Below are 14006 nucleotides of genomic sequence, written 5' to 3'. Positions count from 1 at the left end.
ATGGGCTAACCCCCTGTCTGAAAATATTTTTTGTAGATTTAGGCCGTTTCCCGATAACGCTGTACGCGGAAGATCAGCAACATTATTACTAACCCGGCTATCAGGCTCAGGAAGGAGGGCAGATAAGGCGCGGCATGTGAGAAAAGATTAAGCAGGTTGCGCCCGTAGCTCATCAAACCGTCCTGCGTGTCCAGTATCCAGTAAATCAGCCCGAATTTATCGCCGTTCAAAAGCGGGGAAAGCACGAAGAACCAAGCTAACGCCCCAAGCCCAATCAGCAAGGAAACCCAACCCAGGGCAAACAGGTAGAAGCCAAGACGACGGTTTATTGGCAGGGAGTCTTCATCCTCAATATCGGGTAGCGGTAGAGCGGTGGGCGGCGCGTATTTAACGCGAGTTGCCATCATAACCTGTGCTTCCGCCGGTTGTAGGGCGGCAAGCCTCGCCAGCACACGTTGGGAAGTATTGCGCGGCGCTTTCAAAACCGGACGCTCCGACAAGACCCGCTCAAGGGCATCATAATAGTGGATATGAACCCCTGAAACGTTGCTATTTTGGTTGTTTTCTTTCATATCCATATTTACCACCCCAAAGTCAACTTAGAATACCCTTCTGGTTTAACTCAACCAACCGGGTTTTGAGGAGTGCTTTGGCACGATAGAGATGGGTTTTTACGGTTCCCACCGGAATTTCAAGTGCGGTAGCGATTTCCTCGTAGGATAATTCGTCCGAATAATATAAAACAATTATAGCGCGATATCGAGCGGGAAGCGCATCTACCTGATTCCAAATTATATCGCGCTGTTCACGCCCTTCGTATTGGATGGCGGGTAAGTCGCTTTCATCGCCTGGTAGATTAGCCAGAATATCATGTTCTTCGTTATCCTCTCCGCTGTACCATTCAACCGAAACGGTTTTAGGGTTACTACGGGCAGAGCGTAAGCGATTCAAACAATGATTATGGGTTACACGATAGAGCCAAGTGCTAAATTTGGCATCACCCCTGAACGTGGGTAATGCTTGCCACGCCTTCAGGAATGTTTCCTGCGCGGCATCATCGGCTTCTTCGGCGTTTTGCAGGATTCGGAAGGCAAGATTGTAAACCCGATCTTGATGCAACTCAATAAGCGCGGCAAAAGCTTGCTGGTCGCCTGCTTTGCTTCGCTCAATTAAATCTGCTTCGGTCGGGGCGGTTCGCGCGGTCTGCGCTGCCACTACGTGATAGGGGTTCGCCCCGACCTGTGTGTTCAAGCGATTTGGTTCGGTCATTCTCGCTGCCGTTTGTTTACCCTTGCGGGCGGTTAGTGTATCTACTCCACTACGGCGTAGCGCTAACGAAAATCCCATTGTGCCTTACCTGCCATACTATCATAGTAACTTTAGAGCGACAAGGAGATTTTGACTTATCCCGTTTATCGCAATAAAAAAACCTCTTGTCGCGTCCTACAGATTAAGACACACAAGAGGTTTGATTTGTTTCAGCGATTTTGATTATTCTTCCAAAGCCCATTCTTTAACGGCGCTGCTGTATAAATCACCGCCATGAGCGTCACATAGCACTACGGCCGGGAAATCCACAACTTCGAGGCGATGTACCGCTTCTGCCCCTAGGTCGGCATAGGCTACCACTTCGGATTTTTTGATGCACTTTGCCAGTAATGCGCCCAATCCACCGATAGAGCCGAAATATACCGCCCCATGTTTTTTGAGAGCATCTCGGACGGCTTCGCTGCGTTTGCCCTTGCCAATCATGCCGCGCAAGCCCAACTCTAGCAGTTGGGGAGTGTAGCTGTCCATGCGAGTGGCGGTGGTGGGACCTGCCGAGCCGATAACCTGACCGGGCTTTGCCGGACTAGGTCCTACATAGTAGATTATTTGACCGTTCAAATCTACCGGCAAGGCTTCGCCACGTTCCAACGTTTCGGAAAAACGCTTGTGGGCGGCATCTCGCCCGGTGTAAAGTGTGCCTGTTATAAGCACCTGATCGCCCGCTTTAAGTTGAAGCGATTGTTCTTTGGTCAAGGGCGTATGGATTTTTACCGGGTCTTGTACTACGCTCATATTTATCCCCCTGAAGGTAATGCGCCACCAACAAGTAGCGCGGGTTATTTCTTTAGATTGTTACGCTAGCACGCCTGACCGCATGGCATTGCAGGTTGACGGCAACTGGCAGTGAGGCGATATGGGTTGGGAAGGTTTCAACGTGTACTGCCAGAGCGGTAACGCGCCCACCGTAACCCTGCGGACCTACGCCGGTAGCGTTGACCTCTTCCAACAATTCCCGCTCGAACTGGGCGATGCGCTCGTCTGGATGCGGCGAGCCAACTTCGCGAAGGCTGGCTTTCTTGGCAATCAACATAGCTTTATCGGCAGTGCCGCCCACGCCCACGCAAACTACCAACGGGGGGCAGGCGTTTGGTCCCGCCATTCGTACTGCTTCCACTACCGCTTTTTTAACGCCTTCTGCGCCCTGTGCGGGAGTAAGCATATAGAGTTTGGTAGAATTTTCAGAGCCGCCGCCCTTGACTATCAGCTTCAGATGTACTTGGTCGCCCGGTTCAAACTCGTAATGGGTCATAGCGGGAGTGTTGTTGCCGGTATTGGTACGATTGAAGAGCGGGTCTTCTACCATCGAAGCGCGTAGATAGTTTTGCTTATAGCCTTTGCCTACCCCCGCTTGAATAGCTTCTTCTAATTCGCCGCCGATTATTTTTACTTCGGTGCCAACATCGGCGAATACAATTACAAAGCCGGTATCTTGGCAACTTGGCACTTGTTCGGCGCGGGCTACTTCCTGATTCTGGTCTAGCAATTGCAGGGTTCGCAAGCCGCGTGGTGAGGCTTCTTTGGTTTGAGCTACACGCAGGGCGGTTACGAAATCCTGGGGAAGTTCAAAATTTGCAATACGACAGAGTTCTGCGACAGCGTCGCTGATGGTGGATACTGGTATTTCTCGCATACCAAGGCTCCTGTCTATAGGTAATGTGAAGTTTGTCTCAATCTGTGACTCAGTATAACCCTTATGGTGGTTGTAAGCAACGTTAAGGCAGGGCATGCAGGATAGGCAGGTTCAATAAAAATCATCATAAGCATTGATTCCCGGCAAAACGGAATGAAAAAGTATGACAATAGGCTCTATAATATTGGATATTGCTTTGCATAAATGGGCGTAATATTCCGATAATAACAGGAGAATTAGCTGGAAATGGATTTACCTTTAGCCGGGTTGAGGGTGTTATCGCTGGAACAAGCAATAGCTGTGCCGTTGTGTACACGCTACCTTGCCGATATGGGCGCGGATGTAATTAAGATTGAGCGACCGGAAGGAGGCGATTTTGCGCGTCAGTACGACAGCGCCGCTGGTGAGAATGTAAGTAGCTGGTTTGTGTGGGCGAACCGGGGCAAGCGCAGTCTCGCACTGGATATGAAGCAGCCTGAAAGCCTTGAAATTGTACATAAACTGTTGGCACATTCAGACATATTTTTGCAAAATCTTGCGCCGGGTGCGGCGGAGCGGTTGGGTTTGGGAGTTGAGGCTTTGCGCCAGAAATACCCGCGTTTGATTATATGTACTCTGAGTGGTTATGGGTTGAGTGGTCCCTACCGTGATCGGAAAGCCTATGATTTGTTGTTGCAGGGTGAGGCTGGGGTGTACGCGCTGACAGGAACGGCGGACGACCCGATGAAAGCCGGAATTTCGGTATCGGATATTGCGGCAGGGCTGTATTGTTTTTCCTCAATTTTACTGGCGTTGCGGCAGCGTGATACCACCGGGCAGGGGAATGTTATCGAAACCAGTTTGCTCGACTCGACCGTGGAATGGGTTGCGCCCTACCTATATTATTCTATGTACACCGGGCGTACCCCTCAGCGTTCTGGTTCACGTCACAATGTGATAGTGCCTTACGGTTTGTATCGTGCCAAAAATGGCAGCGTAAATCTGGCAGTGCAAAATGAAGAACAATGGCGTAGATTGTGTCGGGTGGCGTTGGTACGCCCCGATATTGCCAGCGATCCACGCTATGATTCTAATGAGAAGCGGGTGGCAAGACGTGAGGAATTAGAGGCTTTAATCGAGGAGATTTTTAGCGAACTGACGGTGGAAGAACTCGAAAAGCGATTGGAAGAAGCGGATGTACCTTTCGGGCGCGTTAATAGCTTAGAAACGGTGGCGCAGCATCCTCAATTGAGGGCGCAAGGGCGTTTTTCCACACTACAAGTTCCAGACGGACGTATGCTGGAGGCGCTGGTGTCGCCTTTTGGGTTAGTAAACCTGCCACGGGAACTAAAAGCTGTTCCCGCGGCAGGACAACATAATTCCGAAATCCTGCGCGAACTCGAAGAATTCGAGGCATAAGAAAAACTTCTATATCTGTCAATAACGCAGATATGGCTCAGGATTAAAGCTTTTTACTTCATCGTAAAAAGGGGATTATCGGGTGGCGTGGTGCCGTTCAGGTGATTTGAAGAGTAGACTAATTTTTAATGCTTTTAAGGACAGCGTCTGCCATACGTAGTTCTTCGCCTAAGCGAAAATATTCAATGGTATCGCCTGCTTGCTGCGCTTTGTTCATCAGGCGGCGCAATGTTGACACCAACCCTTCCAATTCGTTAGTACTCATTTTTAAGCTCCCCGAAAGACGTTAAGTTAATAAAAAGGGAGACGGCTTATGCCGCCACTCCACGACTAAAATGTATAATTCAAGGGTACGGGCAGACTTGAGCTAAAAATCTCACTCACAATGTCTGTTGGCTTTGCTCTCCTAAAGTTTAGGTATAATTGGATTATAGCAGACAGAATTAAACGGTAAAGGGGTTAGCCGTCTTATTTTATTGTGTGAAATAATTTGCTATGATTAATTGGTTTTTAATAGAGGTAAATGATAGGTAAATAGTGGCACTTTTTACTAGACCCGCCGATTAATATTTGAGAACCTTACACGTTCATCTGAGCCGAAACAATTATTGTTGAGCCGAAACGAAAAACTGGAGGAAAAAACGTGTACAAGCTGAATCCTGATATTGAAACTGCGGGGGAATATATTGAAGAGGTTAAAGGACACATGAGTGAAAACGAACCTCGCGGGCGCGGCAGACCGCGCGGTTCCGCCCAGAACAGGCAACCATCCAGCGATAGTGAACTGGTGTCTGCCTACAAGGCAAGAGCGGAACAGTTCGGCGCACGTAGTGAGGAAGCGGCGGAAGCATTTAAACCTATTTTTGAGCGGTATTGGAACCAAGCTTATTTTTGGGCGTTGAGTAAAATCGGTGCGGTTTATGCCGAAGACTTGGCTCAGGATACTCTTCAGACCGTTTGGGAGCGCTTGAACGGACGCGAGGTGGTTACAAATCTGCGGGGTTTGGTGCGCCACTCTTTTGAACGCGAATATGCTACCCTGTTGGAAAAGCTTTTGCAAGGGCGTAAGTTGCAACGCGCCAATCGCCACGAGGAAGGTCAAGAAGAACCTTCCAAACTAAAAGGGGCAGTGGTACTTTCTCTCAATGTTTCTGCGCCGGGGGTGGAAGGTGAAAGCGCCGAACTTATTAACTTAGTGGAAGATGCCTCCGCAAATGTACCGGACTCGGCAATTCGGTTGGAGCAAGTCAGAGTTTTGCACGATTTGATTGAACAAATGCCGCCCAATTATCGCACACCGCTGGTTTACCAGTGGCTACTTGGCAAGAAAATCAAGGAAGTGGCGGATGAATTGGGCTTGACGATGGATCAGGTTAAACACAATACATCTCGCGGCATCGTATGGCTCCGCAAGCGCATGCCCGGTCAGGCGCAAGACTGGCTACTATAACGGCGGTGGAAAGGTTGTGAAAGTCATGGGAAGAAGCGAATTACCGGGTGATGAACAGACAATCAGTGAACGGGAAGAGTCATTGGCATTGGCGGTAGCGGAATTTCTGGCAAAGCGCAACGAAGGTCAACCCATCGAGATTGATGCTTTTGCGAGTCAGTATCCTGAGCTTGAAATTGAACTACACGAATGGTTAGTACTGTTTGAAATACCGACACTCGCCGGACGCGCCATGCCTGACAGGGGTAAAGCGTGGGAAAGGTTTAAAACTAAAGTTTTTACGGGCGAAATTGTCGCCAGCCCTAGCTTAGGCGAATATATGCAACAATCTGCCGCCTTAAACGCAGGTGAATTAGCGGGTAGCGGGCTAAGCCCGGAAGTGGTGGAGGCGTTGAAAAAAGACGCAACACCCTTGAATGATTTGAAGAATTATGGATTGGCAGATTATGCTGCTCTGGCAAAACGCTATGGGGTAAAGGATGCAGCTTTCCCGCGTTTGCTGAAATGGCTGAAAAACGCGGTGAAGAGCCTGAGTGTACCAGCAACGCCAACCATGCGGGGAATGGCGTTTGCTCGTGATAGTGAAACCCGCACGCAGAATTTGAGCGAGGCGGAAATCCTTGAGGCGCTCAAAGGGGAAGAAGAACAGGAGTAAAAGCTATGACAGGGTATAGGGGCGGCAGATGGTCGGGCAGACCGAACCTTTACCAGATAGAAGAACGCGCCGGCAAGCTCATCGGCGAGTTTAAAGGTAGGCTGGAAGAAGCCGGACTGGAAGTGCCGGACATTCCGCCTGTTCCGGTGGAATATCTGGCATTGACGCTGACTGATTTTACAGTGCGAGGCGTAAAGGCATTGGAATGTGACGGGCGTTCGCTTTCGGGCTTACTTGACCCGGAGGCAGGGGAGATTTTGTACGAAGAAAACGAATCGCAAACACGCCAGAATTTCTCAATTGCACATGAGCTTGGACATTACTATTTACACTATATTCCGGCGCTTGAAGTTGCCCAACAGCCTACCCTGTTCGAGTTGGAAGAAGAGGGCGCAGCGGAAGCCGTGCGCTTCTTTCGTTGCGATTCCACCGAAATGGAAGAAGAGCAGGATAGCGCCCTGAAAACCATATTGAACGATGCAGAGGCACAGGCGCGGCTGGCAAAGATTATCAAATTCAAGCAGCGTGCCGATCGGTTTGAATGGGAAGCAAACGTTTTTGCTTCCGGTTTGCTGATGCCTCGCGAACTGGTGCAATGGCTTAACAAAAAACATGCCGGAGATGTAAAAAGTATGGCGCTGGAATTAGGTGTTTCGGTTTCGGCAATAAACTATCGGCTAAATGGAATGGGCTTGCGCCAGGATGAATTCAAAGGGGTTCGTTCGCGCAAGGCAGAAAGCCGCAAGGGAACACCGGGACAAGGCACATTTTTCTAAACCGGAAGATAGAGCAGGTAGTAGCAACTTTGCGATTATATCCTGTGCTGGCGAGGAGAAACATATGCCACCTTTACTGGCTGTATTTCTGGTTGTGTTTTTGGTTACCCTACTGACTTTACATTCGCTATATGCTCGCCGAATTTCACGGAGGGCGTATTTTTTTAGTTGTACGCTTTTCGGTTTGCTAGTATGGCTTGCCGGATTGCCTAAACCTTATCCTTCACAGGACGCAGCCTTTGCCAGTTTGGGAGTATTGGGCTTGGTGGGGGTAGTAGCGGGTTTGGTGGGCTTGGCGTTGCACTGGTCAACTCTCAAACTCAGAAAACAGCCTCAGCCTGTAAATGGAATAATCCGAATAGCACGCTTTTCCTCTCGCAAAAGAGTGCAACGCGCACACCCATTACCTTCACCCGCTTCTACTCGCCAACTGGTCTTTTGCGCCGAATGCGGTTGTTGGACTACGGCGAACTTTACTCATAACCATTCCCGGCTTAGATAGGGCAATCTCGAATAAAACTTCAAAGGATAGGAAACGAGGTAAATGCCTCGTTTTTTGCTTTATGCTAAAATGAATCGATTATTAGCCCGTCCGAAACAAGAAAGAACGGCTTACTACAGGAGCGGTTATAGTGGAGAGAGTCACCGTAATAGGTTCAGGGCAGATGGGGGCTGGAATCGCGCAAGTATTTGCGCAGGCTGGCTTTAGCGTTTGCATGCAAGATATTAACGCACCTCAACTGGACGCGGCTTTTTCTCAGATTGCAAAGTTCATCCGGCGCGGCGCTGAAAAAGGGCAATACTCGGCTGAAACTGCCGAAGCCGCTATAGCGCGACTCACTGCTACTACCGCGCTGGAAGAGGCGGCGCGGAGGGCAGATTTGGTAATTGAGGCTGTCTTTGAAAATATGACGGTCAAAAAGGAACTTTTCGGAAAACTCGATGCTATTTGTCCACCTGAAACTATCTTCGCTAGCAATACCAGCGGTCTATCTATTAGCGAAATGGCGGCGAACTCAGGGCGGCCCGACCGCTTTGTAGGGATACATTTTTTCAACCCGGTTCCGCTCATGAAATTGGTCGAAGTGGTACGGGGGGCTGAAACCGCTGAGGATGTAGTGCAGCAGGCGTTGGAACTGGTGGAACGGTTGGATAAAACCGCAGTGGTTTGCGAAGATTCTCCCGGCTTTATTGTGAACCGAATCAATCGCCCAGTGTATTACGAATCCCAATTGCTAATTAGTGAGGGCGTAACCCCACAGGCGATTGACAAGGCGCTGGTGTTGGGCGCAAGTTTCCGTATGGGTCCGCTGACTACCAGTGACTTGAGTGGGGTGCAAATTGGGCTGGCGGTGAGTGAGAATCTGCAACAAGAGTTCGGCGACCCCAAATATCGCCCGATTCCACTGATGCGAAAACTGGTGCGGGCGGGGCATATAGGGCGACGAGTTGGCAAGGGCTGGTATCTCTACCCGGAAAGCAATAGCGAACCGCAACCACGTTGGCAGGATATAGAAGTGCCGTCAATGGTTGCGCCTGAGCGGATAGCTTTTTGCGGGGAAACGGAGGAAGCCCGCCGTTGGGGTGGCAAGTTTGCACAGGCGGGCTACCGGATAGTAGAACCCGGCGAGGCGCAGGTAGTGTTTGTGCCGGAAGAATACGGCGAAGATTACAAAGAGACTTTTAAAAGAGTGGCGCAGGCAGCGCATGAGGACGCTATACTGGTTTCGCTGAACCCCTTATCATCTGTCACGGAACTGGGCGCGTTGGTGGGTCGTTCCGAAAAAACGATTGCAGCATGGTGCCCGCTGGTGTGGGTGCATAGCAAGTTTTTTGAAATCAGTATGGGTATAGATACTGACCCCGAAACGGCGGGACTGATTCGCGCCCTGTTTGATAAAATGAATTACCATACGGTGGTGATACCGGAGGTTCCGGCAGGGGTGGTGTTAAGGGTGATAAGTTGTATGGTGAACGAGGCGGCTTTCTGTTTGCAGGAAAAACTCGCTACTCCGCATGATATTGATGAAGCCATGCGGTTGGGTATGAACTATGGGCATGGTCCTTTTGAATATGCTGATCGCAGCGGGCTGGATAATATTTTACAGGTGTTGGAATATCTACAGGCTGAAACTGGAGACCCGCGCTACCGCCCTGCGCCTTTGCTACGTAAAATGGTGCGCGCCCGGCGACTTGGTATGGCTGCGGGGCGCGGTTTTCATGACTATTTTTAAGAAAAGATGAGTAGTACCGAGGAAAGCGCCCCGCTGGAAACCGAGTCAGCGGCAGCGGTAGGCGAGGAAACATCGCTTCCTGTTTCTGACAAACCCCGCTGGACAGAACTGGCGCTGGTTTTTTCTGTGGCGTGGTTATTCTTCGTGGCGCTAACCCCGCATATTATTCAGTGGCTAAATCCGGTGACTGGAGATGAGCCTTTTTACCTTATGACTGCGCAGAGTTTGCTGGCAGACCACGATATAGACGAAACTAACAATTACAATCGTCACGATTACTGGAAATTTTCCCCATCCTGTGACGAAATAATGCACCCCGGTTGGGCTGCTTCGCTCTATGTACCGGGAGTACTTGCTCCGGGTTTGCGCATCTGCCTGCCTCCCTATGACGAAATTTCGGTAGACTTAACGCCCCACTTTTCTAGTCAGACAATTCGCAGCGGCAATTATACCAAACACGGGTTGGGACTCTCGGTTTTAATATTGCCAGCTTATGCGCTGGGCAATATTTTCGGCATCCGGTTGGTGGTGGCGCTATTTATGACGGCACTGGCGGCTTTGCTAGGGTTGAATCTTTGGATGTTGGCGTGGGAGACCACCGGAAAACGCTCGGTGGCATGGGCGGTATGGGTATTGCTGACTTTCAGCTTACCGTTATTCGGTTACGCCTTCCTGATATTTCCGGCGATTCCAGCCGCATTGTGTGTAATCTATGCCTTCCGACGCATCCGTTTAGCGGCGCAAGCGGAAGACAAACGCGCAAATAACGCAATACAAGCTTTCATGATAGGTTTATGTTTGGGCTTTTTGCCTTGGCTGCATTCACTTTACATAACATTTACTCTTTCGCTGGCGACTTATTGGTTGCTAGGTGGGGCTTGGCGTTTTCGGGCTGAGAAAAAACGACTGGTTGCTTACTTGCGTCATCGCGATAAAGTGTGGGGTTTGGCGGAATCGGCGTTGCTGCTGCTGCCCGTATTAGTGCTTGGAGGGCTGCTGGCGACTTACTATCTCTATTACTTTGGAAAGTTGCTGCCGAATGAGCAAGATCACGCCGGATTCGTTGAGTGGGTTAATGTGGGGACGGGTGTGTTGGGTCTCTTTCTCGACCAAAAATGGGGTTTACTGTTCTACGCCCCTATTTATCTATTGGCGTTGTCCGGTCTTGCTCTGCTGGTGTTGCCCACTACCAAACAATTAATTTCGCGTCGCAACCGTCAAGATTTTATCTGGTTGGCAATAGTAATATTACCCTATTTTAGCTACATAGCTCGGTACAAACAGTGGTGGGGCGAGTGGTGTCCTCCTGCTCGTTACCTGACACCCTTCCTGCCTTTGTTGGCGTTACCGCTAGGGTTGACGCTGGAGAGTTTGTGGAGAAACTGGCGTGGGCGCGCGCTGGTGAGCTTTGTAGCAAACTGGAGTTTTCTTGTTAGCCTTGCCTTTGCGATTAATCCAAAGCTCTTTTACCACTGGCAAGATAATCAACCCGCTAAGTTGCTGCTCTTTTTGCAGGATAATATCGCTTTCTTGCACTCTGCCAATATAGCAAGCTGGTTTCCTTCCTATGTGACGGTGCTTGAACCGGCACATGGGTTGGATAATACACCTATCCAGGCAATTTGGGTACTAATTTTTACGTTGGTAGGGATTGGCGCAGCATATTTGAGCGTACATATCCCTAAGAAGAAAAAACACTTACAGCCTTGAATTATGGTATCATAGCAACCTGTAGCCGGGTGCAGACGTTATAAAAGAGGTGAAAAATTCTGCCAGGCGGGTTTGAGTGAGTTTGATAGAAACCAAAGAACAGACAAAAAAAATAACATCCGAACCGTTTTACCGCAAAGAAATGCCGCTGGCGTTGCTGTTTCTGGCAGGTGTTTTGTTGCTGAAAGCCGGGCTTACCCTGCTGCTATACCGCAGCGGCTACCTCGAATATGATGGGGATGGCTTTACCCGCTCGGTGCATGCTTGGGAATGGTTGCAAAATCCACGACTAGAAGTGGATGCATGGCTGCCGCTTCAGTTCTGGCTTAACGGCTTTCTCATGAATTTTTGGTCAGATTTATACTGGCAACCTCGTGCCGTTAACCTACTGGCTTCCTGTATTACCACCTTAAATCTTTTTTTTCTAGCGCGTTGGCTGTTTGGCAAGGGCTACGGCTATGCCTGTGCTGCGTTGGTGGCTCTTTTCCCTTGGGAAATCAAATTTGGCATGAGCGGGATGGCGGAAAGCCTCACCCATATGTTTTTGAGCATAGGCGTGATGTGGTTCGCGCGTTGGCTGCAAACACGCCGCCTGCTGCATCTTTCATTTGGCGCGTTGGGTTTGCTAGGTGCAACCATGCTACGTTACGAAGCGTGGTTTTATAGCCTTGCCTTTTGCGGGATAGCGCTGTTTCTTGTCTTGCGAAAAGCCAAGTTCTCTTGGAAAATTCTGCCGATATTAGCAATACCCTTTAGTTTTGCCTTTATCTGGTGTCTGGCAAGTTGGCTACAACTGGGGAAACCGTGGGGTTTTGTCAGCCTGACCAGCGAGATTAATGCCACGCTGGCTGCCGATGCGAACCAGAATGCGAACCTGTTAGAGCGTCTGCTATTTTATCCCCGCACCATGTTTAACCTGATGCCTTGGCTCACCACACTAGCGGTTATTGGCACTGTGTTGTTGGTTATTCGAGTGCGGCAAGCGCGCCCATATCTCGCCTTAGTGTGGGGCGAGTTCTGTATATTCATTATTACCACCCTTCCAACCAATAATATTGCGCCGGGCAGCGCACGTTATCCGGTTTCTAACTTGCTGTTGTTGTTGCCGGTAGTGGTTTGGCTGGTGAGCCGTGCAGTGGCAATAAGCACAAAGGCACTCTTTAAAAGCGTTTCGGAACGGAAATTGCAATTAATAACAATACTTGGCGGTGGCGCAATATTCGCGGTAATGCTCGGCTTGTTTGCAGAGACCACATTAGATCGTGCCGACGCTTTCCCGGATGGGAATGTTCGTCAGGTGGCGCTATGGTTCAAAGAACAGACCGAAAGCGGGAATTTACCTACCAACGTGGTTATTCCGGTGCATTTCCCCAACCCGAAAGCGGCGAACGGGGGCGATTACAGCTATATCTATGCCCTAACGGTTTTGACCAATCGCCCGGATGGTTGGCATTTCCCCAATTCTAAAGCACAAGGCTTGCGGGTTATCTCAGAAATTGAAGGCTTTTCGCGGACGGTGGTAGATGATAAGCCCTATGCTTGGTTGCATATTGACACTGCCGGGAATAAACAAACGATAGATGATTTAAAAGGTAGATACCATCATGTAGCAAGCTACGGCGCTTTTTCGATTGTTAGCGGGCCGCTCTACCGTCCGCTTAGTGTAACGCCACTCGAAGGGACGCTTGATCAGACCTATATTTTTACCGGAGATGGTTACGACCCCAACGAAAAAATTTCGGTGTGGGTAAGCTGGGACAATCAGGCGCAGAGTTTGCCTATCGTTATAGCAGATGCACAGGGACGCATCACCATTACATTCAAGCCTTTTAATGCGGTTACACAATCCGTAACGGCGAAGGGTTTGCAGAGCGGGCGGCAGGGTTTTGCCGAGATAAAAGTCAAAGCTTAATTCAAGGAGCAACGGGGATGTCTGACGATACCGACCGTGAGCAAGAGCGCACTGCCTATCTCAAGAAAATGGAAGCGGAGCGCGGCTATTTGCTGGATTTCCACAAGCTGATGGCGCATTATGATTTGGATTTCCTCAAAAGTTACAATGATTTGCTGGCGGCTGCCTATACTTCCCCTCGCTTGCTGGATGCCCGCACCAAAGAATATATAATCACCACTGCAATCATCGTGGCAGGTAGCAGCGCGGAACACATTATCACCCACCTCAAAGTGCTAAAACGGCTCGGAGTAACCGCTGAAGAGGCTCTACAATTCCTCGAACTGATCTTGCCACCGGCGGGCGTACCCGTCTTTATGAACGCATTGGAGTTGTGGAAGCAGGTTTGGGAGGTCGAAAAATTTGACTAGAGTAAGCTCAGGTGCTATAATCCCTTCTTGCGCTAATAAATCCAAAATAATTGCGGAAGTAAGTAATAAGAGGTAATAGCTGAAATGTCTAGACCAGCATTAGAAATAATCAATGAAATAACCGCGCCGATGTTACGCAGCGATATCCCGGATTTTGGCCCGGGCGATACTTTGCGCATAGGCGTTAAGGTAGTTGAAGGTAACAAAGAACGCATCCAGCAGTTTGAAGGAGTGGTAATCAGCAAGCGCAACGGTGGAATCAATAAATGTTTCACAGTACGCCGTGTCGCTACTCACGGTATCGGAGTAGAGCGCACTTTCCTGATTCATTCTCCTCGCATCGACAAAATCGAAGTTGTGCGTCGTGGTAAAGTACGCCGTGCCAAGCTCTACTACTTACGTGGTTTGAGCGGCAAAGCTGCTCGTATTCGTGAGAAGCGAGAAAGTAAATAATATAATAAAAAGGACGCGCTTCGGGCGCGTCCTTTTTATTATTCTCCTG

The 14006-nt window shown here is 49.6% G+C and carries 15 protein-coding genes; 10 read left to right on the top strand and 5 right to left on the bottom strand.

The window, feature by feature from the left end:
• Positions 1–38: 38 nt before the first annotated feature.
• The 4 genes from OZ401_RS17135 to OZ401_RS17120 form a co-directional block, all read right to left on the bottom strand.
• Positions 39–578, bottom strand: a complete 540-nt coding sequence (locus tag OZ401_RS17135) for a hypothetical protein (RefSeq protein ID WP_341471666.1) — start codon at positions 576–578, stop codon at positions 39–41.
• A 16-nt stretch (positions 579–594) separates the two neighbouring features.
• Positions 595–1347, bottom strand: a complete 753-nt coding sequence (locus tag OZ401_RS17130; RefSeq protein ID WP_341471665.1) for an RNA polymerase sigma factor — start codon at positions 1345–1347, stop codon at positions 595–597.
• A gap of 144 nt (positions 1348–1491) precedes the next feature.
• A complete protein-coding gene (locus OZ401_RS17125) occupies positions 1492–2061 on the bottom strand; it encodes a Fe-S-containing hydro-lyase (protein WP_341471664.1) in 570 nt (189 codons plus the stop codon).
• Between the two features lie 52 nt (positions 2062–2113).
• Positions 2114–2959: a fumarate hydratase gene (locus OZ401_RS17120; RefSeq protein WP_341471663.1), complete on the bottom strand. Its 846-nt coding sequence runs from the start codon at positions 2957–2959 to the stop codon at positions 2114–2116.
• A gap of 246 nt (positions 2960–3205) precedes the next feature.
• Between OZ401_RS17120 and OZ401_RS17115 the strand changes: the two genes are divergently transcribed.
• Positions 3206–4357: a CaiB/BaiF CoA transferase family protein gene (locus tag OZ401_RS17115; RefSeq protein ID WP_341471662.1), complete on the top strand. Its 1152-nt coding sequence runs from the start codon at positions 3206–3208 to the stop codon at positions 4355–4357.
• A 118-nt stretch (positions 4358–4475) separates the two neighbouring features.
• Here OZ401_RS17115 and OZ401_RS17110 read toward each other — a convergent pair whose 3' ends face one another.
• A complete protein-coding gene (locus OZ401_RS17110; protein ID WP_341471661.1) occupies positions 4476–4622 on the bottom strand; it encodes a hypothetical protein in 147 nt (48 codons plus the stop codon).
• 378 nt (positions 4623–5000) lie between these two features.
• Here OZ401_RS17110 and OZ401_RS17105 point away from each other — a divergent pair, with 378 nt between their 5' ends.
• From OZ401_RS17105 to rplS, 9 genes are all read left to right on the top strand, one after another.
• A complete protein-coding gene (locus OZ401_RS17105) occupies positions 5001–5807 on the top strand; it encodes an RNA polymerase sigma factor (RefSeq protein WP_341471660.1) in 807 nt (268 codons plus the stop codon).
• A gap of 25 nt (positions 5808–5832) precedes the next feature.
• The gene (locus OZ401_RS17100; protein ID WP_341471659.1) at positions 5833–6462 is read left to right on the top strand and encodes a hypothetical protein; all 630 of its coding nucleotides are present in this window, start codon (positions 5833–5835) and stop codon (positions 6460–6462) included.
• A 5-nt stretch (positions 6463–6467) separates the two neighbouring features.
• Complete coding sequence (locus OZ401_RS17095; protein WP_341471658.1) at positions 6468–7238, top strand: ImmA/IrrE family metallo-endopeptidase; 771 nt, start codon at positions 6468–6470, stop codon at positions 7236–7238.
• A gap of 64 nt (positions 7239–7302) precedes the next feature.
• Entirely contained in the window at positions 7303–7740 is a 438-nt protein-coding gene (locus OZ401_RS17090; RefSeq protein ID WP_341471657.1) for a hypothetical protein, read from the top strand.
• A gap of 130 nt (positions 7741–7870) precedes the next feature.
• Entirely contained in the window at positions 7871–9472 is a 1602-nt protein-coding gene (locus tag OZ401_RS17085) for a 3-hydroxyacyl-CoA dehydrogenase NAD-binding domain-containing protein (RefSeq protein WP_341471656.1), read from the top strand.
• A gap of 6 nt (positions 9473–9478) precedes the next feature.
• On the top strand, positions 9479–11182 hold the full coding sequence (locus OZ401_RS17080; protein ID WP_341471655.1) for a hypothetical protein: 1704 nt from the start codon (positions 9479–9481) through the stop codon (positions 11180–11182).
• 76 nt (positions 11183–11258) lie between these two features.
• Positions 11259–13094 carry an ArnT family glycosyltransferase gene (locus OZ401_RS17075; protein ID WP_341471654.1) on the top strand — a complete coding sequence of 612 codons (1836 nt, stop codon included), beginning with the start codon at positions 11259–11261 and terminating at the stop codon, positions 13092–13094.
• 17 nt (positions 13095–13111) lie between these two features.
• Positions 13112–13504 (top strand): carboxymuconolactone decarboxylase family protein, encoded by a 393-nt coding sequence (locus OZ401_RS17070; RefSeq protein ID WP_341471653.1) that lies wholly within the window; start codon positions 13112–13114, stop codon positions 13502–13504.
• Between the two features lie 84 nt (positions 13505–13588).
• Positions 13589–13957 (top strand): 50S ribosomal protein L19, encoded by a 369-nt coding sequence (gene rplS, locus OZ401_RS17065; RefSeq protein ID WP_341471652.1) that lies wholly within the window; start codon positions 13589–13591, stop codon positions 13955–13957.
• The last annotated feature ends 49 nt before the right edge of the window (positions 13958–14006 follow it).

This window comes from Candidatus Chlorohelix allophototropha, assembly GCF_030389965.1.
Lineage (GTDB): Bacteria > Chloroflexota > Chloroflexia > Chloroheliales > Chloroheliaceae > Chlorohelix > Chlorohelix allophototropha.
This window is presented reverse-complemented; position numbering and strand designations above follow the sequence as displayed.